Here is a 20,004-nt window from a genome sequence, read left to right on the forward strand (position 1 = left end):
TCCTCCATGATTCAAGTCATGCAACGCTGGCATTTGCAGCAGCGCTTTTCAGGTGGGCCGCATCTTCCAGGAGGAAGTCCGCGGCGCGCTCGCCTATCATCATGGCGGGGGCGTGGGTGTTCGATGATGCGATAGTGGGCATAACCGAAATATCGGCGACGCGTAGTCCGGCAATCCCATGTACCCGTAGGCGCGAATCCACCACCGACGATTCAGGGTTTGCACCCATCCGGCAAGTTCCGACGGTGTGCCAAGCCGTCTGGCCGATTTGCCGGGCGTAATCCAGCAATTCGTCATGGCTGTCCACAGCCGGGCCTGGGCGTTGTTCGGATTCGATCACCGATGCGAAAGCGGACTGGATAGAGATCTTCCGGATCAGTCGTAGCAGCCCGACTACTGTTTCCTGATCCTCCTGATCTTGAAGGTAGTTGGGTTGAATGACAGGGGCAATCAGTGGGTCGGCTGACCTGACATGCACTGAGCCGCGGGACTTGGGATAGAGCTTGAAGCCGCCAATCGAGAAGCCAGACCAGGGATCTATTCCCGCTCCCGGCGATCTTGAATACCGATCTTTGCCACTGATGTGGTAGATGCGCACCATGACGTCCGGGTGGCCCAAGGTGTCTTGTGTACGGGCGATCGCATGGGCGGTCGACGAGGTGCTGGCCAGCAGACCCTTGCGGGTCAGCAGATACTGCAGGCCGACTAGCACCTTGGTCAGAGGGCTGTGCATCAAATCGTTGATGGTGCCTGATAGATGGCTACGGAAAGCGCATCGCACCTGGAGGTGATCACTCATGTTTTCACCGACTGCAGGCAGTTCATGTTGCAACGCGACGCCTGCCGCCTCGAGCACCCCATGACGCCCAATCCCGGATAGCTCGAGTAGCTGTGGAGACTGGATCGCGCCGGCGCAAAGAATGACTTCTCCCTTGGTGCCGGCACGGATGACCTTGCCTTGCCAATGGTAGTCAACGCCTACGCAGCGCTTGTTCGAGATGCATACTCGCTGCACGATGGCGTTGGTGCGCACCACGAGGTTGGGCCGTTTAAGCGCGGGCTTGAGGTACGATACCGCGGAACTCCAGCGCCTGCCGTTGAGCGCGTTCTGTTCGAGATAGCGAACGCCCTCATAGTCCACACTGTTATAGTCGGCGGTCGTCGGGATGCCGGCTTGGCGACACGCTTCAATATAGGCGTCGGAAATCGGGTCTGTGTCGACCGCAGCCCGGTCAAGTATCGGCACCAGTCCGTCTTTGCCGCGATTGGGACTGCTGCTATAGACATTTTTCTCTAGCCGCTTGAAGCAGGGCAATAGGTCGTTGAACGACCACCCGCTCACACCAAGCTGCTGCCACGAATCGTATTCTTTCGGATCACCCCAAACATAAGCCATACCGTTCAGGGCACTGGAACCCCCAAGGACTTTTCCGCGGGGCCAGTAGATCCGCTGTTGTTTCATGCTTTCTTGCGGCTCGGTCTCAAACTTCCATACGTACTTGCTGTTAGTCAGCAGCTTGCCAACCCCCAGCGGAACATGGATCCAGACGTTGTCGTCCTTGCCACCCGCTTCGAGCAGCAGTACGCGATTACGGCCGCTTTCGGTCAGTCGATAAGCCAACGCACAACCGGCGGATCCAGCTCCGACGACGATGAAGTCGTACTGTTCTTCTTCCCGTGGCATCATGACTTGGCCGCCCGGTGCTTGAAGGAGTCGCGGCGAAAGCTGTAGAGCGCGTTCGGATCCATCTTCACATCGACGATGGCGGGCCGGCCGCATGCAATTGCTTCCTTCAGGACCGCAGCGAGATCCTCGGCTTTTTCAACGCGGTATCCTTTAGCACCCCATAGTTCGGCCAGCTTGTCATAGGCCGGATTAGGAACATCCGCGCCAATATATCGCTCACCGAAGAAATCACGCTGATAGGCCTTTTCGGCACCCCAGCATCCGTTATTCATGACGACGCAGACGGTGTTGATGCCGTACTGGACCGCAGTCCCGATTTCGCTGGTAGTCATGCCGAAACCGCCGTCGCCCATCAGGCTGATGACCGGACGCTCCGGGCACGCCAGCTTGATGCCAAGCCCACATGCATACGAGAACCCGACAAGTCCGAAATCCAGGGGGGTGAAGAGCGACGGGGTCATGCCGTAATTCAATGCATCTGTCGCCTGCAGGCAAAGCGTACCGGCGTCCATGGTGTACATCGCGTCTTCCGGCATGATCTCCCGCATGACGTTGAACAGGAAGGCCGGTTTGATCGGAGTCGTGGCCTCGCTGCTGCTCTTCTTGCGCTCACTAATGAAGTCGCTACGCGCTTGCTTGAATGCATCCGTCCAGGCGTTGACGGAGAGTTCGGGCTTGTGATGGGCCAGCAGTTTTTCCAGTTCGCTTGCGACATTGGCGGCAGAACCCATGATGCCGATCTCGACCGGGAAGAAGCGTCCGATCGCGCCCGGGTCCTCGTCAACCTGGATGATCGCGGCATCCTTATTGAGATTGTCGTAGGTGTAGAAAGTCGTGTTGAAGCCGATCCGGGTCCCGAGCGCCAGAATCACGTCGGCACGCTTCATCAAGTCTGACGCCACGCTATTGCCGCGAGGGCCGACCTGACCTGCATAAAGCGAATGGCCGGCAGGAATAGCGTCGCCATGCCCGGGAGACATCACGATAGGCACATTGAGCCGTTCAGCCAGCCGCTCTACGACCGCATGGCAGCGCGTGTTCTTTACGCCACCGCCCACCAATATGAGCGGTTGTGCGGCGTTCATGAGCAGTTTCGCGGCATTCCCGATTTGTTCGATATCCCCCGTGAAGCCACCTGTAAAGCTCCTTCCCTTGTTATCAAAGCCCTCTGCAAAATCCGCCGTTTCGGCGAGCAGATCCCTGGGAAGATTGAGCAATACCGGCCCGCGTCGAGGGGACAACGCCGTTCGAAACGCTTCGCGCATCATCTCCGGAATACGGTTGGTATGCGTAAGCGTCAAGGTTTTCTTCGTAATGGGCTTGAATAAAGCCTGCTGATCGACTTCCTGGAAAGCGTCCCGGTAGATATGGGCGGACGAAAGCGATCCTGCCAACGCAACCACCGGAGAAAAAGCGGCATAAGCCTGGCCAAGGCCGGTGACCAGGTTGGTGGCGCCGGGCCCATTCTGTCCGGCAAGAAAGACGCCGGCTTGGCCGGATGCACGGGCATAGCCGTCAGCCATGTGAACCCCGGTACGCTCATCGCGCACACCAATAAAGCGTATGGCGTCTGAATCGTAAAGCGCGTCAAAAATTTCCATGCCGGCCGAGCCGATCAGGCCGAATACGTGATCTACGTTCTGCGCCTTAAGGCTTTCCACTACCGCTGCGCCACCTGTCATTGAAGTCATATACTACTCCGTTGTTGATTTTACTAATGTCGACATTATAGTCGATGTCTTATTCACTTGGGGATTTTTACTTCAGTCTTGGGTTATTTCGGATCCGGTGCGCGTTGCGTCCTGGCTTTCACCAAGAAAGACCTTGAGCGCACCGCTACGGTTAGCCAGTGCCAGCCGACGGTGAACTTCGGCCGCCTCTTGTCCGTCACCGCTTTCGATTGCATCGACCAATCGTTTCCACATCTTGAGCGACACACGGCGACGACCTTCATCCTGCAAGCCCATGCGGACATAGCGGCCAATTCGTTGGGCAAAGTCGCTGATGTAGTACGCGAGCACCTCGTTTTGCGAGAGAGCGGCGATGGTGGATACTGTTTCTCCACTCAATGCCGTGTACTTCGCGGTGTTGCCGACATTCGCTTCGAGTCGCGTCAGTAACGAGCGCAACTTGGCGATGTCTTTGGAGTTCGAATGTTCGGCGGCAAGACGCGAGGCGCTGGAAAGCAGGCTGGCACGAACCTCGAAAAGATCTTCCAGTTCTTTCACTGAAAGCTTGGTGACATGGGCGCCGTGCTGTGGCCGGATTTTCACCAGGCCTCGTTGCTCCAGCAGCCGCAACGCCTCGCGGATGGTGGCGCGGCTTACCTGGAACGATTCGGCCAGTTCTGTTTCCCTCAAGCGTTCGCCAGGCATGAAACCCCCATCCAGAATTGTTTCAGCAATCTGGTCGGAAATTTGTAGCGGTAAAGTACGCAGCGTACGTTCGGGGGAAAAACGACTATTCATTGATGCCTAGAGCCCAGTTCGCGAAAGCATATGCGCGGTGTGACGCTCGCCTTGTATGATGCCAGCTGCAAATAGTACATCAAGCGTGTCGATCACCGAGCGGGGAAGCGCGATCATCGCCGCCTGCGCATTCTCGCGTACTCGAACAGGATCACGCGTTCCCGGTATTACCAAAGGTTGTGTCGGGTGCGACATAACCCACGCGAGCGCCAGCTGCGACGGCTCGAGATCAAGCTCCGCAGCCAATTCACGCAACCTCGCCGCTGTCTTAAGGTTGGACCCCAGGTTTTCATTCTGAAACCGCGGAATGTTGCGCCGCATATCGCCTTCTGCAAACTCGCGATTGCCTGGCAAACTTCCGCTCAACAAACCCCTCCCGAGTGGGCTATATGCAATAAACGAGACGCCCAGCTCGCGACAGACCGGCAGGATTTCCTCTTCCGGAAAGCGGCATGCGAGCGAATACTCAGTCTGCAGTGCAGCGATCGGATGGACAAGGTGTGCACGCCGCAGCGTGTGCACATTAGTTTCAGAAAGCCCTATCGCAGCTATTTTCCCTTCCTCTACCAGTCGGCTTAATTCACCGACCGAATCCTCTATTGCAACCGCCCGATCGATACGATGCAAGTAGTATAGGTCTATGCGTTCGACGCCCAGCCGCTTGAGGCTGGCCTCGCATGCCTGCCGTAGATAAGCGGGCGACCCGTCATTGGTTTGCTTACCGTCTTGATCCCGCGTCGCCCCGCCTTTGGTCGCTATGATGACCTTGTTGCGCACAGGCCGAAGCGTCTCGCCGATAAGACGCTCATTTTCTCCGTTGCCGTATACATCCGCGGTATCAAAGAAATTGATACCCGCATCGACGGCGGCAAGGAGGACCTCCCTGGCCTGGGTAACGCTAATCTCGCCGTAGACGCCCGTTAGAGCCATACAGCCAAGACCTACCCTGGAGGCCTTGAGCGGAGAACAACCTATATTCGCAAAGTCCATTAACGCATCGCCGCTTGGGCGCTCCATAGAAGGGTAGTAGCCTAGTAACGACGGAAGTCAGCCAAGGGGCGACTGGCCATTTCGCGAATGCCGACGTTGAGTAAAGCCGGCCCCGGTGCCGCAATGAATTCGTCGATGACTGCGTCGAGGTCCTGGACACGATCCACATGAAAGCCCTTGGCACCCATCATCTCCGCGAAGCGATCGTAACGGATACGGGCCAACTCACATCCGACGTGGGCGCCATACTCATTGAGCTGTAAACGTTTCTCGATACCCCACGCGGCATCATTGCCTAGAATGATCTTGATGGGCAGCTGCTTTTGCACCGCGACCTCAAGATCCCAGGAATAGAAAGCGAACCCGCCGTCGCCGATGAAGACCCACGTCTGCCCGGCATCATGTGCGATCTGGCTTCCTATACCCAGCGGTAAAGAGCCACCCAGATTGCCGATTAGAACGGCGTCCATCCATCGCCCTGGTGCAAGTGCAGAGAAATAGGCGCGCGGCCAGTGAACGAAATCACCGGCGTCTATGATGATGCCCGTATCGGAGGTACGGTGGCGATCGAGGCTGCGACACACCTGCAGCGGGTGGATGGAATCGTCTACCGCGGCATGCTTCTCCGCCTGCACGGCCCAGTCACCCTTTTCTGCTGCAAACTGCTCTTTGAGCTCATTCCGCCACGTCACCCATGCCTCCGGGGCTACATTCAATTTGTCAGCCAGCTCGACGAGCACCGGACTAGGCGGGCCTAGTACCGATAGCTGGTTTTGACGGCAGCGATTCAGGTGTGTTGCATCGTCACTGATCTGAATAATATTGACATCGGGCTTGATGAGTTGCTCTCGGCCGAAGCATGTATGAAAGTCGATGGTGCTGCCAACCAGGAGTATGGTGTCGGCCCGTATCGCCGCACGAAAAATCCGATTAAAGAACGGATCCGCGTAGCCAAAGCAGTTCTGTCCGTCATCGGGAACCAGCCCTCGCGCCTGATCGATCGTAAATACCGGAATACCCAGCCGCGTTATGGCTCGCTGAAGGTCGTCAGTGACCGTATGTCGCGCGCCGCTACCAAGAATCATGATAGGCGTTTTGGCCGCCTTCAGAAGCTGTTCGATATCATCCAGTACTTCAGCCTGCAGGCTCACATTCGGGCGAACCGGCTTACGCCTGACAACATCACGTACATGGTCGCCGGGATAGTCACGCGGTGCGGAGGTGACGGGAAGATCCAGTACATCCGCGGGGACGGAGAGGCTCACGGCGCCAGGGGATCCTGTCGTAGCAATTTGAATGGCCTTGACGACCATTTCGGCCAGATGCTCCGACGAAGGAACCTCGAGGGACCACTTCGCGACCGGTCGCGCGAGATCCCCCTGCTCCAGTACCTGGGAGCCACCGCGTTCCCGCTGATCTGTTGGTGTGAGTCCTGAAATCACCAGGACCGGAGATGTTGCGTTCGTGGCTACCGCCATACCGGTGAGCGCATTGGTATGCCCGGGACACCCCGTGACGAACGCAACGCCCAGTGTACCGGTTACCCGCGCCCAGGCATCCGCCATATGAACTGCACCAGACTCGCTGCGCGTACCGATAATCTCGATGCCTTCCAGCGCTGCGGCCCGGTACAGTGAGTTGATATGGTCGCCGCATAGCCCGAAGGCGCGAGTTACCCCGTGCTGCTTAAGCGCGCGCGCCAGGAAGTAGGCGCCTGTGTTCACGATATCAGTGGTCATATTCCGCTCTCTTTTCGTCTAAGTTTTGTTTGGGTTCTTTTCATTGGCCCTGGTGTTTCATATTGACCGTTACGGTTTTCAGCTGCGTGTAATGCATAAGCGACTCGATACCTTTCTCGCGCCCGATGCCACTCATCTTGTAGCCGCCGAAAGGCGCTTCGACCCCTACGGGCATGAAATCATTGACGTACACTTGGCCGGCTTCCAGTTGCCGCGCAACATCATGGGCACGTCCGATATCGCGCGTCCATACCGCCGCCGCCAGTCCGAAATCACTGTCGTTGGCGATTCGCACCGCTTCCTTCTGACTAGTAAACGGAATGATGCAGCCGACCGGCCCGAAAATCTCTTCTCGTGCAATGCGCATCGTGTTGTTCACATTCGAAAAGAGCGTGGGTGCCACAAAGAATCCGGATCCGAGCTGCCCAGCCTGGATACGCGCTCCGCCGCACACGACTTTCGCCCCTTCCCGCACGCCGATATCGATATAGTCGAGGACTCGACTCATTTGGCTCTCGGAGATGACGGGGCCGATGTCCGCATCGTCGACGCCTGCGCCTACCGTGACCTGTTCGAGTGCTGCAGCAACCTTCCCGGTGAACGCGTCTGCCACCGACGCTTCCACCAGAAGTCGGGTACCCGCTGAACATATTTGCCCGGAGTTGTAGACGAACGCTTTCACCGCTAGCCGGGCCGCTTCGTCCAGGTCGGCGTCCGAAAACACAATAAAGGGCGATTTGCCGCCCAGTTCGCTGGTAACAGGGCAAATGCGCTCCGCAGCCCGTTGGATCACAAGCTTGCCCGTCGCCACCGAGCCAGTAAATGCAATTTTCCGTACGAGAGCGTGGTCCACAAGGGCCTGGCCCGTTACCGCGCCGTCACCGGTGACAACGTTGAGTACACCCGCAGGCAGACCGGCCTCCATGCACAAGGCGGCAAGTTCCAATGTGGTGGCACACGTTTTATCATCAGGCTTCACCACTGCCGAGTTGCCGGCCGCAAGAGCCGGTGCAATACCCCTTCCCGCCTGCGTGATCGGGCCATTCCATGGAATGATATGACCCGTTACGCCGTAAGGCTCGCGCAGCGTGTAGACAAGCTGGTCATTGCTTGCCGGAATGACCTCCCCAAAAATTTTATCCGCCGATCCCGCGAAGTACTCAAAATAGCGGGCGCACGTCTCTACGTCGGCGACTGAAACCTTTAGGGGTTTGCCAGTATCCAGCGTTTCCAAGTGAGCCAGCCAATCACTGTTTTCCCTGATTAATCTCGCCGTCTCATACAAGATGCGCGACCTATCCCTGGCTTCCAACGCCGACCATGCCCGAAATCCCTTTTGCGCGCTTTGAACGGCTTTGTCGATGTCTTCTGCATTTCCTCGCGCAAAATTCCCGACGATCGTTCCCGTGGATGGATCGACCACGGGGTAGTAGTCACCCGAAGCGGGTGCAACCCATTCACCGCCGATGAAGTGACCGTACTTGGCCTCTCCGGCGTGCGTACTCAAATGAACTGTGGGCCTGAGATTTGTCAGTCTTTCAGCCTTGGTAGATGCTTGTTGCGCCATTGTTTTCCCTTTTATTGTGTGTCATTTTTAGCAATTCAATTTGCCTTGGCGCCCGAGACTCGTACCATTTCGCCCCAGTTTTTCACCTCTCGCTCGTACATGGGTCCAAGATCCTCCAGTGCCTCGTCATAGATCTTGTATCCAAGGTCTTTAAGCTGGGTAGCTATTGCCGGAGACTTCAATGCCTTGCGAACAGCTTCATTCATCGCTTGCTGAATCTGCTCGCTTGTTCCGGAAGGGGCCATGATGCCGCTCCAGAGGGTGACTTCGTAGCCATCCAACACCTCGCCGATTGCCGGCGCGTTAGGAAGCAGGTCGGCACGATCAGACGTGGTAACCCCCAAGGCCCGCAACTTCCCGCCTTGAATGCTGGGGTAGACCTCCATCAGTGGCGCGACATTGGCGTCGATCTGGCCGGATAAAATCGCTAAGTTGGCCGGTGACCCGCCCTTGAACGGCACGTGTTGCATCTTGGCGCCGATCCGCTGCTCGAATAATGCGGTGGCCAGATGATGTGATGAGCCAATGCCGGCAGAACCATAATTGAGAGGCTGTGGCGCCGCCTTTGCATAATCGATGAACTCTTCCAGGCTTTTGGCAGGCGAAGTCGCGGGGACCACGAGCACGTTCGGGAAAGAAACGATCTGCGCCACTGGGGCGAGGTCTTTCTGGAAGTCGTAATTAACAGACTCATAGAGCGTGACAGCGGCTGCGTGTGCATTAGTGGCAAACAGGTAGGTGTACCCGTCGGGCTTGGATTGCGCTACGTAAGCTGCACCAATGTTGCCGCCGGCACCCGCTTTGTTCTCCACAATGACCGGTTGACCAAGTTGCGCCCTAAGGCCCTCTGCCACGATTCGCGCCGTGATATCGGTGCTTCCTCCCGGCGAGAATGGCACGATCAGCGTCACTGGACGCTGCGGCCATTTGGCCTCTGCGGCCATGGTGGTGCAGGTACCCAGCGCGCCGATACATACCGCGGCGATTTTGATTGTTTTCTTGACGAACTTCATTTTGTCTTCCTCCAGGTTTGCCAACGTGATACATCGATATGGCCGCTATGCATCATCGGCGGCTCTAGATTTTACCCGTCATAATGTCGACATTATGGCAATCGTAAGAAAAGAATAGTGCTTCGTCAAGACTTTTTGTCGATAGTTAGGTTTCCCGGAGCCTCCGTGCAAGGCTATCGGCAAGCGCTTGGCCATTGCGGCCGCTGATAAACGGTATGTCTATAAAAGAAAAAACCACCGAAATCAGTAGAATTTCGATGGTTTTATGGTTAATGAGTGGGTGCTCGAAAAAACGGAATTGACGAGATTGAACCGCTGTAAGCGGAAGCTCACGATATCGTTGCTCGCTTAAACGACCCCTGAGCGGTTGCAATCAGCTCGCCGCTGTCCCGCCTTAGCTCAGCGGAAGCGAAGTAAATCTTGCGTCCAGAACCTGTCAAGCGCCCTGTTACTTCAATTCGCCCTTGATCGACTTTGCCGATATAGCTGGTGTTCAACATGACTGTAACGGCATGGCGCTTGGGCGCACCCGGTTCGCTATAGGCACCTGAGTATCCGCATGCCGCGTCCAGCATCGTTGCAATCAAGCCGCCATGAAGGCTGCGCTGACGATTAAGGTGACGCGGCTCGATATCAAGAGCAAATGTGCATGAATCCGGCTGCCATGCCACCAATCGAACCCCCAGCCACTCGAGCAAGGGATTATCCAAAGCCAGAGGGTCATCTTGCGTTATATCCATAAAATCTGTCTGCCTTTTTTCAGCGGCTTACCCAGCATAGCGGTACGGTCGGAGACGGCATCCGCTACTGTCGACGCTGCCCGATATTTACTGATGGAATACCGCGAACTCGTTTACGCCCACGCGCGTGGTTCTTAGCTTGTTGGCTGGGTGAGATGAATCCTCATATCCAAGCGAAATGCCGCAGATCAGTACTTTGTCTGCGCCAATGGAGAGCTGGTCTCGAACAACGTCGGGGTAAGCAACCAGCGCGACTTGTGGACATGTATGCAACCCTACCGCTCGTGCCGCAATCATGAAAGCCTGGATGAACATACCCGCGTCAAGCCACGACCCTTGCCCCATATCGCCATCTATTGTTATGTAGATGACGGCAGGCGCGCCAAAGAAGGAAAAATTGCGGGCGTGCTGCAATTTTGATTGTGCTTTATCGCCTTTTGAGATGCCCAGAAGCTCGTAAAGCGACCATCCACTTTCACGCCGCCTGCTCAAGTAGGGGTCGCGCCAGGTGCTGGGGTAATACTGATAATCGGGCTGCATCGGCGTATCGGCATTGAACGCGTCCAATAATGCGGACGAAAGACGATCGCGCGCTTCGTCACGTACCACGTGGACCTGCCACGGCTGAATATTATTCCCGCTCGGTGCACGGGCGGCCGTATTCAGGATGGTCCGTATAAGCTCTGGATCAACCGGGTCGGGCAGGAAACCCCGCACACTCCTGCGAGTAGAGATGGCTTTCAAGAGGGCATTGTCTTCTGTGGTCATCGCGCGGCTCCCTATGTACTGTGCGCTTACGTTGAAAGTATGGTTACAAGGGCTACAGCCGAATCGCCCGCCAGTTGCCCACCATTGTTTTCCGCCAGGCCGACTTTCGCGCCCGGCCGTTGGCGCGGACCTGCCTGTCCGCGCAGTTGGCGCGTCAGCTCAATAAGCTGCGCGGCTCCGGTTGCACCTAGCGGATGGCCACGGCTTAATAGCCCGCCACTGGGATTGACCGAGATTCTCCCACCCAAATCCGTATCTCCAGAGCGTATCAACCTGGGTGCATCGCCCGATGCGCAGAAGCCGAGATTTTCATAGTGGATTAATTCGGCCGGTGCGGATGCATCGTGCAACTCGGCCACATGAATATCCTCGGGGCCTATGCCTGCTTGTTCATAGGCTAGGCGGCCCGCCCTTACCGCCACAACCTCCGACGCCCCCGGAATAGCGGAGACAATACTGCTTGCCCTGACATAAATCGGCTTATTCGAGATTTTTTTTGCGTAGTCTTGTGAACAAAGAAACAGGACCGCGGCGCCATCGCCGATGGACGAGCACATGAATAATGTAAGCGGATCACTGATCATCCGGCTGGCAAGTACTTCTTCCACCGTAGTTTCCTTGCGGAACTGCGCGTGCGGATTCAACGATGCCGCCCTGCGGCTCTTTACCACCACCTGGGCGAAGTCGCTGGCCTCCGCGTTGCATGCGCTCATCCATTTCCTGGCCTTGGCCGCATACATGTCCATGAAGATGGAGCCGCTGCCGGAACCTACGCCTTGCGGCTTGGGTTCCTCTATATCGACGGCACCCGCAAACGCGCCAAACGACACTGCCTTATCTTCGTGAGACAGCTTTTCCACTCCAACCACGAGCGCAGTTTCACTCTGGCCCGAGGCAATGGAAAGCCAAGCCAGGTGAAACGCCGTGCTGCTCGACGCGCATGCATTTTCCACGTTGAACATAGGCTTGCCTGAAAGGCCCGTGTTCCTCAGTGCCGCCTGGGCCCTGATCATCTCCTGCCCATTGACTGTCCCGCCTGCGGCATTGCCAAAGTAAATCTGGTCAACATCGCCTGCGCCGACGCCCGCGTCGTCCAGGGCTGCTTTAACGGCTTCCTCGCATAGAGACTTCACATTGCGATCGAGGAATTTTCCAAAGGGTGTCATGCCGACACCGGCAACAACGACTGATCTCACAGTCTACTCCTTGATTAAGAATTTCTGTAACGCCGTCTTGAAGGCTTTTGAATGGAAACACGCGGCCTGATGTTCCGACTCGAGGACAAGGGCCTCATCGAGCGTTGCCGCTTCCGCGTTGATCATCGCTTTGGTCCTTTGCCAAGCCATACCGGGGAAGGAGGCCCAGGTCTGGGCAAGCTGCCTGGCTTTACTAAGCGTTGCACCGGACTCGGCCAACTCATCAGCGACGCCAATGTCTATCGCTTGCTCGGCCGATATCGCGGCGGCGCTCAGCAACAGCTTCTTGGCGGCACCTTCACCCACCTTGGCACGGAGCAACGGAACGCAGCCCCAGTCAGGGACCAATCCGATTTTCAGGAAAGGGAATGCAATCTTGGCGTCGCGCGCGACCACAATCGCGTCGCAGGCCAGTATCAATCCGGCCGCGCCCCCCGCAGCCGCTCCCTCGACTGCCGCAATGACCGGCTTATCGGCATACCGGACAGCCCGGATGCAGCGATGGGCCGCATCCAATATGGCGTCCAGTTCCTCTCCGGCGGGCTCGACGAAAGCAGCAATGTCGCCACCAACACTGAAGTGTTTTCCATGGCCGGTAATGACAATTGCGCGTACGTCCCGGGCACTGGCCAGCGCCTCCAACGCATCGGCAAGGCCAACGCGGATAGACTGGTCAAACGCATTGTGCTTTTCGGGCCGGAATATGGTGACTATCCCGATATGATCCTCTACTTCAATAAGCACCTTGCCGCTCATGATGTCCCCGCGCGCCGCAAAGTAGCGGCCGAGTGGTTAACGGCAGCCAGAGCAGCCACCGCCGCATCGATGATTTCATCTATGATTGCCTCCACGGGCTTGATTTCGCGAGCGAAAACCCCTGCCGGACCCATATCGATCAGTCCTCGGCTGTAATCGCCGCTGCGGTATGCCTCCTGGACCAAAGATCCTTGCACAAGGGGTTGGTAGGCTTCGAAATCCAGTATTCCATCCATTTCAAGCTTGACGACATCATGTGCGGTGGCGTTGTTCAGCACACGATGCTGCTTGCCGAACGTGGACATCACAACACGGCTGGCGGATTCATCCAGGCTCGCCACGTATTCCTTATAATCGCGGTGCGCCCAGATTTCCTCTGCCACAACCATCCTGGATCCCAGCATCATCGCATCGGCGCCCATTGCAAGCGTGCTGATCAGATGACGTCCATCGCCCATTCCGCCGCCTAGAACCAGCGGACAGTTAAGCGCATCGGCCGCAAGAGGCCCTTGGACTATCTGGCCGTGCATGTATTGGCCCGTGTGTCCGCCGGCCTCGCCGCTGATAACCGTGATGGCGTCGACACCCAGCTTCTCAGCGCTTAATGCGTAGCGGATAGCCGGTACTTTATGAATGACCGTGCACCCAGCGCTCTTCAGCTTGTCGAGCAGCCAGGCCGGATTATTGCCGGACGTTTCTACAAACCTTACCTCTTCCTCGATGATCACATCGAGCATAGGCGTCAAAACGCTTTTTATGTCCGGCCTGCGCCCGATTGAGACGCTCACACCAAAGGGCTCGCCTTGGGTGAGCTTGCGGCATAGACGGATCTCTTGACGAAAGCGTTCGGGATTCCCTGGAAAAGACATACAGGTCATGAAACCCATTGCTCCCGCGTTGACAACCGCCGCCACATACCTCGCATCGGCAAGCCACTGCAATCCCCCACACAAGATAGGATGGCGAATCCCGAAAAGAGATGTGATCCTTGTCGCGAATACTTGTTCTCTCACAGCGATACCTATACCTGGTTTGTGGTACTTACGGACAGCGACGTTTGCGACGCCAGATGCTCAAGGATTTCTTGCGTATCTTCACCCAGACGCGGCGGCGCTTTTACTTGCGCCACTGGCTTGCATCCGTGCGCCGATGGATGGAACGGAGCGATCACTTCGAGCTCTCCGGCATCGGCATGGTCAAACTTGGTTGTGAACTGGCCCTCGTTGAACAACGCCGACGCGGTGACGTCGGCATAGTCGGCGACTGGCGCGCAGATGATGTCGGCAAGCTCGAGCATGGAAATCCACTCCTGGGTCGTCCTCGTCCGCATGACAGGCGCAATAAGGGCGGAAAGCTCTTGTCGGTTCATCACGCGATCGGTCGGGCTCTTGAAGCGCGCGTCTTCGATTAAGGCCTCCTGCCCCAACAATCGGCAAAAGGCTTGCCACCTTTGCGGATGATAGGCTGCCACCATGACCCAACCGTCCTTGGCGGGATAGGCTTCGTTGGGTGCCGAATAAGGCGCACCGCTCCCGCAAGGAACGGGTACTTCATTGGTAGAAAAGTAAGAAGCCAGGGAAACCTGCTGCAGCTGTATGGAACTTGCGAACATGCTGACGTCCAGCCACTGTCCTTCGCCGGTGGCGGCTCGGTGCAAAAGAGCATCCTGTATGGCGATTGTCGCCAAAAAGCCGGTGGTCATATCTATGACTGGAGCCTGGACCTTACTGGGCTCGCCATCAGGAAATCCGCATACGCTCATCAAGCCCGAAACTGCCTGGACAATCCCGTCGACACCCGGCTTCTCCTTGGACACGCCATGTTGCCCATAGGCCGAAATGCTGCAATAGATCAGGTCGGACTTGAGTTGACGGGCCACGTCGTATCCGAGCCCGAGACGATCCATGACTCCGGGCCTGAAACTCTCAACCACGATGTCGGACTGCGCGATCAATTGCTTGGCGCTTTCCACACCTTCAGGCGTTTTGAGATCGAGCACAATACTGCGCTTATTTCGATTCAACGCCATGAAGATGACGCTTTGTCCGTTTTGCCAGGGCGGACCCAGTTGCCGGCCCAGGTCCCCCGTAGGGGCCTCCACTTTTATAACGTCCGCCCCACGGTCCGCCAGCATCATCGTGCAAGTGGGTCCCGCGGCGACCTGGGAGAAATCGATTATGCGTATTCCCTTCAGCGTGGCTTGCATCGTTCTACCTTTTACTACTGGAATTTAATTTGCGTCGCGTCCAGAATGGTTTTCCAGCGAGCCGCCTCTTCATTGAACGTCTTGGTGACCTGCTCTGGGGTACCATACTGGGGAACGAACCCCTGGGCTGCAAACAGCGGCTTGATGGATTCGCTATTGATGACGGTTTTTAAAGCTGTATTTAGCTTGTCTACGACGGCCTGGGGCGTTCCGGCGGGCGCGAGGATTGTGTAGATAAGCGGCGCGGCGGCGTCTGCCACCCCTGCTTCCGACATGGTCAGAATATCGGGGTCAAGGCTCGAGCGTTCCGCCTCGAAGACGCCGAACGCTTTAAGATTGCCATCGCGAATATGGCTCAGCGTGGACGATAGACCAAATATGCCGAAGGGAATATGCCCCGCAAGCACATCCGCCAAGGCAGGTCCTGAGCCCTTGTAGGGGACGTGTTCGAATTTCGCGCCTGTTCTGAATGCAAGAAGCTCGCCGGCCAAGTGCATGGGGGTGCCAACACCCGCCGTCCCATAGTGCAAGGGATCGTTCTTGCTTTTATTGCTCTCCATGACTTCCCGGAGATTGTTGTGGGGGCCTTTGCCACCACCCACCAGAACCATAGGGGAATTCGCAATATCCGCGATCGGCGTGAATGCTGTTGCAGGATCGAAATTGAGGCCCTTGTACATCTGGTCAAATACCGCAAGCGTATTGGCGGAAACGATGAGTGTGTAGCCGTCAGGTTTGGATCGGGCCACGTAGTCGTGGCCGATAGTAGCGCCGGCGCCGGGCTTGTTCTCCACGATTACAGACTGGTTCAAGACATCGCGCAGCTCTTTTGCGAGAATGCGGGCTACTCCGTCCGTACCACCCCCGGCCGAATAAGGCACAACCAGCTTGACCGTCTGGCTGGGATATGAGTCTTTCGCCGCGGCGGAAAATGCCAAGCCAAGGCCTAGCGCTAAAACTGCTACTTGCTTTAAATTGCGGTACATCGTTGATGTCTCCTCGTGAAGTATGGATTTTCTTGATATGTTGCTTTTAGCGAACCTGCCACGTCGGCCAGGATCTTTATTTGGACGTGGGCCAATAGCTTCCACATCCGAATCGGGGGGGCATTTCCGACTATTGGCCGGTAAAGCTCGGGGGACGCTTTTCGCCAAACGCTTTCCTGCCTTCAATTCGATCGTCGGTATCACGAAGCAATCCCCAATAAACATCGTTGAGCCTGACGGCTTCAGACAACGACATATTTGCGCTATCCCGGGCCAGCCTCTTGATCATCTGTACCGCCAACGGTGCATTGGATGCGATTGTTCCGGCAAGGCGCCGGGCTTCGGACAGCAAGGATCCGGGTTCCCATACGTCGCTTATCAGGCCGTATGCAAGAGCTTGGTCAGCAGTGATTTTCTCCCCGGTAAGCAGCATGCGCATGGCTAATGCCGAGGGGATTGCCCTAAGCAATAGGGGAACACCGCCAACGGCAGGAATGCTGCCGACCACAGGCTCGGTCAAGCCGAAGCGGGCCGTGCTGGAGGCTACGCGAAGATCGCATTGAAGAGCGATTTCCAAGCCTCCTCCCAGGCAGTATCCGTTTATAGCTGCGATCATCGGCTTATCGATCCGCAGGCTTGATAGATCGAAGAGCCGGGCGTAGTTGCCGGATTCATTCGCCTGCTCACGGGAAGTAAAGAAACCGTTTACGAAAGGAGTCTCCGTAGGCAGCGTACCTTTCAGGTTGGCGCCTGTGCAAAACGCGCGCTCACCTGCGCCTTTCAGAAGTATTACGCGAACCTCTGGATTGTCACGCGCCTCAATCAAGGCGTAGTTAAATTCGGCCAAATCGGCCGGCGAAAGTGCGTTTAATGCTTCAGGCTGATCTAACGTGATCTCCGCGATCCGTTCCATTACTACCAGGTCGATACTCATGAATAATGCTCCCGGCCATTACACGCTGGGGCTGGACAAAGACCGGCCGCCGCATACATAAAGCGTCTGGCCGGTTATGTACGACGCCTTCTCGCCTGCGAAGAACAGTGCTGCCTGAGCTACATCGTCTGGGCTTCCGACACGCCTCGCCGGAACAGTCTTGGCCAGCCGTTCGCGTGTCTCTTCGGTATAGCTTTGAAGCAGCGGGGTGTCGATAATTCCGGGTGCGATGGCGTTGACCGTAATGCCGTCTTTCGCCAGTTCTATGGCCAAGCTGCGGGTCAAGCTGACTACGCCGCCTTTCGATGCGGAATAGTTGGCTTGACCGAATCCACCAAGCCAGGCCCGAGACGAGATGTTGATAATCCGACCCGACCGGGCTTCGAGCATATCGAGGACTACCTCTTTGCAGCACAAGAACTGAGACTTAAGGTTCACATCCACAACCAGGTCCCAACTCTCTTCCGTCATATTGATCAATCTGCTGTCGCGCGAGATGCCGGCATTGTTGATAAGCACGTCGACCTTTCCCGCCTGTTCACGGATGGTTTTGAACGCCGCCGCGACTTCCTCCTTCTTTGTCACATCGGCCACGGCAGCTATGCAGTCGGCACCATCAACATTCAGTTGCTTCAGTGCTTTCTCCATTGCGGAGGCGTCATGATCCAGTATCGCTACGCGATAACCCTCTTCGTTGAACTGCGCTGCGATTTGCAACCCAATCCCGCTGGCTCCGCCGGTAATGACCGCGACACGTTTGGTTTTCATTGAATAGTCTCCTTCCGGACTCGACAAGCTCAAGCATTAGTTAAAGTTAACGAATGCACACATCAATTAAACGCAGGCATTACTCGGGATGCCTGCATTCATAGGGATGTTAAGATTCAAGCGTATACCGGTCAAACGACTTTTACGCTACAGTTGTTAACTTATAGTTGACGATGCAGAGGCGAAAAATGACTGGCAGGCTACCACCGTTGAACGCGTTGCGTATGTTCGAGACCACGGCCCGATTGCTTAGCATGCACAAGGCCTCTGTCGCATTGCACGTGACTCCCGCCGCTGTCAGCAAGCAAATCCAGGTGTTGGAAGCGTCCCTGGACGTCAAGCTATTCACGCGCAGCAAGCGAAACCTGCAATTGACCCCAGCTGGCGAAAAATACTATGCCCACATCAGTACGGCCCTGAATTCCATACGTCATGCCACTCGCGAAATATCGAATGTCTCAGGAATGGCACCATTGAAAATCAGGGCATACACGACGTTCTCGATGTACTGGCTGATTCCGCGGCTGTCATCGTTTCATGGGCTCTACCCAGAGATCAACATCGAACTCACCACGTCCATCAAGTGGATTGACTTTGAAGCGGAAGATGTCGATGCAGCCATTCGGCTCGGCGATGGAAACTGGCCGGGGTTCGTGGCTTTGCCCCTGGTTCCCAATATTTTGACTGCAGTGTGCAGCCCCGAGCTCGCAAAATCACTTCATAAGCTCCAGGACTTGAAGCAAGTGACGCTGCTTCACACATTGGCGCGCCCCGATGACTGGCGGCACTGGCTTTCATCACAAGGTTACGACACCATGGACGGCTTCAACTACCGCAATTACGAAAGTTCGGTGTTGGTGTACCAGGCTGCGACCAAAGGCCAAGGCGTCGGCATAGCCCAGCAGGCTTTAGTGCAGCCTTTGGTTGAAAATGGAGATCTGGTTTACCCATTCCCATACGAACTCGACATGAAGTCCTACACCTATTATTTGGTTATGCCAGGAAACCGGCCAATGCGAGAGGAACTGAATGTCTTTCGCGACTGGCTTATCAATAGTGCGGAGGTGTGCTGATTGTCAGGCGCTGCGACTTGTTTGATCCGGACCCGGCTTGCTGCTGCTCGCAGCGGGAGACGATAGTCCGGATCTCCGCAGTTGCGCGCTGTATGGCCTGATCAGTCGATCTTGATATTGGCGGTTGTGACCACTTTCTTCCAGCGGTCGTTCTCTTGCACAACAAATGCTTCGAAGTCTTTCTGGGAACTTGCTACTACCTCGAATCCTTGGGCGATCAACTTCTTCTCGATTTCAGGATCACGAAGCGATCGGAAGACCGCTTGTTGCAATGTTCCGGCGATTTGTGGGTCGACTTTCCGTGGCACGGCAACGCCCTGCCAAGAATAGACTTCCAGCCCGCCAATCCCGGCTTGCGCCATTGTTGGCACGTCAGGCAGCAATGAACTAGGGGCCTTGCTGGTTATGGCCAGCGCCTGCAGTTTGCCGGATTTGATGTGAGGACTAACCGCGCTAAGATTCAGAAAGCCAACGTCGGCATGGCCCGCCAGCAGGTCTGACACCGCTTGACCCGAACCCTTGTATGGCACATGGAGCCCTTCAGTTTTCGTCTCTTGCCAGAACAATTCAGTATTTAGATGTTCCGACGAACCGAGGCCGCCACTTGCAAAACTTACCGCGCCGGGACTCTGCTTCAACATCGCGATGAGCTCTTTGACGTTGCTCACTGGAAAGCCTGCGCGGGTAACCAGCACATTCGGCGTGCGCACGGCTTCCGTCAAGAGCGTGAAATCCGTTTGCGGGTTGTAGCTTAGCTTGGGCTGGATGGCCGGATTGATGGCAAATACCCCGATCGAAGCAATCAACATGGTGTTGCCGTCCGGCGCAGAACGAGCCACTGATGATGCCCCAATCGCCCCCGTAGCGCCGGGACGGTTGTCGATGACGACATTGCGCTTAAGTTCAGCAGCCATGTGCTGGGTGATGTGACGGGCAACCAAGTCAGAAGAACCCCCGGGTCCGAAAGGCACAACCACCATGAGTGGCTGAGAATCGGCGGCGGCCTGAGGAGCGGTTGCGGCAAAGGCAATCGTAACTGCCAGACCGAGCTGCTTGAGTATGGACCGGTTTGTTTTGTTCATCAATGTCTCCAGTGTTGATAAATCTATAGTT

18 protein-coding genes are annotated in these 20,004 nt (G+C 56.3%); 1 reads left to right on the top strand and 17 read right to left on the bottom strand.

From position 1 onward, the window contains the following. Positions 1 to 16: 16 nt before the first annotated feature. From CR159_RS11280 to CR159_RS11355, 16 genes are all read right to left on the bottom strand, one after another. The gene (locus CR159_RS11280; protein ID WP_158238532.1) at positions 17 to 1,687 is read right to left on the bottom strand and encodes a GMC family oxidoreductase; all 1,671 of its coding nucleotides are present in this window, start codon (positions 1,685 to 1,687) and stop codon (positions 17 to 19) included. Further along, positions 1,684 to 3,378, bottom strand: coding sequence for a thiamine pyrophosphate-binding protein (locus tag CR159_RS11285; RefSeq protein WP_102074052.1), 1,695 nt, complete (start codon positions 3,376 to 3,378; stop codon positions 1,684 to 1,686). Before CR159_RS11285 ends, CR159_RS11280 begins: the two co-directional genes overlap by 4 nt. Positions 3,379 to 3,450: 72 nt before the next feature. After that, the gene (locus tag CR159_RS11290) at positions 3,451 to 4,155 is read right to left on the bottom strand and encodes a GntR family transcriptional regulator (RefSeq protein ID WP_102074053.1); all 705 of its coding nucleotides are present in this window, start codon (positions 4,153 to 4,155) and stop codon (positions 3,451 to 3,453) included. Positions 4,156 to 4,161: 6 nt separating this feature from the next. Continuing rightward, positions 4,162 to 5,172 (bottom strand): aldo/keto reductase, encoded by a 1,011-nt coding sequence (locus CR159_RS11295; protein ID WP_369406251.1) that lies wholly within the window; start codon positions 5,170 to 5,172, stop codon positions 4,162 to 4,164. A gap of 14 nt (positions 5,173 to 5,186) precedes the next feature. Further along, a complete protein-coding gene (locus CR159_RS11300) occupies positions 5,187 to 6,884 on the bottom strand; it encodes a thiamine pyrophosphate-binding protein (RefSeq protein WP_102074055.1) in 1,698 nt (565 codons plus the stop codon). A 40-nt stretch (positions 6,885 to 6,924) separates the two neighbouring features. Next, positions 6,925 to 8,391 (bottom strand): aldehyde dehydrogenase family protein, encoded by a 1,467-nt coding sequence (locus tag CR159_RS11305; RefSeq protein WP_233208273.1) that lies wholly within the window; start codon positions 8,389 to 8,391, stop codon positions 6,925 to 6,927. A 95-nt stretch (positions 8,392 to 8,486) separates the two neighbouring features. Beyond that, a complete protein-coding gene (locus tag CR159_RS11310) occupies positions 8,487 to 9,464 on the bottom strand; it encodes a Bug family tripartite tricarboxylate transporter substrate binding protein (RefSeq protein ID WP_233208274.1) in 978 nt (325 codons plus the stop codon). A gap of 329 nt (positions 9,465 to 9,793) precedes the next feature. Further along, entirely contained in the window at positions 9,794 to 10,204 is a 411-nt protein-coding gene (locus CR159_RS11315) for a PaaI family thioesterase (RefSeq protein WP_199173293.1), read from the bottom strand. An 87-nt stretch (positions 10,205 to 10,291) separates the two neighbouring features. Continuing rightward, positions 10,292 to 10,972, bottom strand: a complete 681-nt coding sequence (locus CR159_RS11320) for a nitroreductase (protein WP_102074057.1) — start codon at positions 10,970 to 10,972, stop codon at positions 10,292 to 10,294. Between the two features lie 26 nt (positions 10,973 to 10,998). Then, positions 10,999 to 12,138 (bottom strand): thiolase family protein, encoded by a 1,140-nt coding sequence (locus CR159_RS11325; RefSeq protein ID WP_439650529.1) that lies wholly within the window; start codon positions 12,136 to 12,138, stop codon positions 10,999 to 11,001. Between the two features lie 33 nt (positions 12,139 to 12,171). Further along, entirely contained in the window at positions 12,172 to 12,924 is a 753-nt protein-coding gene (locus tag CR159_RS11330; protein ID WP_102074059.1) for an enoyl-CoA hydratase/isomerase family protein, read from the bottom strand. Continuing rightward, positions 12,921 to 13,937, bottom strand: a complete 1,017-nt coding sequence (locus tag CR159_RS11335) for an NAD(P)H-dependent flavin oxidoreductase (RefSeq protein WP_102074060.1) — start codon at positions 13,935 to 13,937, stop codon at positions 12,921 to 12,923. The genes CR159_RS11330 and CR159_RS11335 overlap by 4 nt, the downstream gene beginning before the upstream one ends. 8 nt (positions 13,938 to 13,945) lie before the next feature. Beyond that, positions 13,946 to 15,130: a CaiB/BaiF CoA transferase family protein gene (locus CR159_RS11340; protein ID WP_102074061.1), complete on the bottom strand. Its 1,185-nt coding sequence runs from the start codon at positions 15,128 to 15,130 to the stop codon at positions 13,946 to 13,948. Between the two features lie 14 nt (positions 15,131 to 15,144). Further along, positions 15,145 to 16,116, bottom strand: a complete 972-nt coding sequence (locus CR159_RS11345; RefSeq protein WP_158238533.1) for a Bug family tripartite tricarboxylate transporter substrate binding protein — start codon at positions 16,114 to 16,116, stop codon at positions 15,145 to 15,147. Positions 16,117 to 16,246: 130 nt separating this feature from the next. Continuing rightward, positions 16,247 to 17,050, bottom strand: coding sequence for an enoyl-CoA hydratase/isomerase family protein (locus CR159_RS11350; protein WP_102074063.1), 804 nt, complete (start codon positions 17,048 to 17,050; stop codon positions 16,247 to 16,249). Between the two features lie 18 nt (positions 17,051 to 17,068). Continuing rightward, positions 17,069 to 17,818, bottom strand: a complete 750-nt coding sequence (locus tag CR159_RS11355; protein WP_102074064.1) for an SDR family oxidoreductase — start codon at positions 17,816 to 17,818, stop codon at positions 17,069 to 17,071. A gap of 188 nt (positions 17,819 to 18,006) precedes the next feature. Here CR159_RS11355 and gcvA point away from each other — a divergent pair, with 188 nt between their 5' ends. Continuing rightward, complete coding sequence (gcvA, locus tag CR159_RS11360; protein ID WP_158238534.1) at positions 18,007 to 18,891, top strand: transcriptional regulator GcvA; 885 nt, start codon at positions 18,007 to 18,009, stop codon at positions 18,889 to 18,891. A 101-nt stretch (positions 18,892 to 18,992) separates the two neighbouring features. On the opposite strand, the gene CR159_RS11365 is transcribed toward gcvA, so the two are convergent. Beyond that, positions 18,993 to 19,973, bottom strand: coding sequence for a Bug family tripartite tricarboxylate transporter substrate binding protein (locus tag CR159_RS11365; protein WP_102074066.1), 981 nt, complete (start codon positions 19,971 to 19,973; stop codon positions 18,993 to 18,995). Positions 19,974 to 20,004 lie beyond the last annotated feature (31 nt).

Source organism: Pollutimonas subterranea (genome assembly GCF_002849655.1).
In the GTDB taxonomy this organism is placed as follows: Bacteria; Pseudomonadota; Gammaproteobacteria; order Burkholderiales; family Burkholderiaceae_B; genus Pollutimonas; species Pollutimonas subterranea.

Coding starts and splice junctions, on each gene's coding strand:
- CR159_RS11345 (WP_158238533.1), bottom strand. CDS start 16,116: ATGTACCGCAATTTAAAGCAAGTAGCAGTTTTAGCGCTAGGCCTTGGC.
- CR159_RS11315 (WP_199173293.1), bottom strand. CDS start 10,204: ATGGATATAACGCAAGATGACCCTCTGGCTTTGGATAATCCCTTGCTC.
- CR159_RS11290 (WP_102074053.1), bottom strand. CDS start 4,155: ATGAATAGTCGTTTTTCCCCCGAACGTACGCTGCGTACTTTACCGCTA.
- CR159_RS11340 (WP_102074061.1), bottom strand. CDS start 15,130: ATGCAAGCCACGCTGAAGGGAATACGCATAATCGATTTCTCCCAGGTC.
- CR159_RS11325 (WP_439650529.1), bottom strand. CDS start 12,138: ATGACACCCTTTGGAAAATTCCTCGATCGCAATGTGAAGTCTCTATGC.
- CR159_RS11300 (WP_102074055.1), bottom strand. CDS start 6,884: ATGACCACTGATATCGTGAACACAGGCGCCTACTTCCTGGCGCGCGCG.
- CR159_RS11285 (WP_102074052.1), bottom strand. CDS start 3,378: ATGACTTCAATGACAGGTGGCGCAGCGGTAGTGGAAAGCCTTAAGGCG.
- CR159_RS11330 (WP_102074059.1), bottom strand. CDS start 12,924: ATGAGCGGCAAGGTGCTTATTGAAGTAGAGGATCATATCGGGATAGTC.
- gcvA (WP_158238534.1), top strand. CDS start 18,007: ATGACTGGCAGGCTACCACCGTTGAACGCGTTGCGTATGTTCGAGACC.
- CR159_RS11365 (WP_102074066.1), bottom strand. CDS start 19,973: ATGAACAAAACAAACCGGTCCATACTCAAGCAGCTCGGTCTGGCAGTT.
- CR159_RS11295 (WP_369406251.1), bottom strand. CDS start 5,172: ATGGAGCGCCCAAGCGGCGATGCGTTAATGGACTTTGCGAATATAGGT.
- CR159_RS11280 (WP_158238532.1), bottom strand. CDS start 1,687: ATGATGCCACGGGAAGAAGAACAGTACGACTTCATCGTCGTCGGAGCT.
- CR159_RS11350 (WP_102074063.1), bottom strand. CDS start 17,050: ATGAGTATCGACCTGGTAGTAATGGAACGGATCGCGGAGATCACGTTA.
- CR159_RS11320 (WP_102074057.1), bottom strand. CDS start 10,972: ATGACCACAGAAGACAATGCCCTCTTGAAAGCCATCTCTACTCGCAGG.
- CR159_RS11310 (WP_233208274.1), bottom strand. CDS start 9,464: ATGAAGTTCGTCAAGAAAACAATCAAAATCGCCGCGGTATGTATCGGC.
- CR159_RS11355 (WP_102074064.1), bottom strand. CDS start 17,818: ATGAAAACCAAACGTGTCGCGGTCATTACCGGCGGAGCCAGCGGGATT.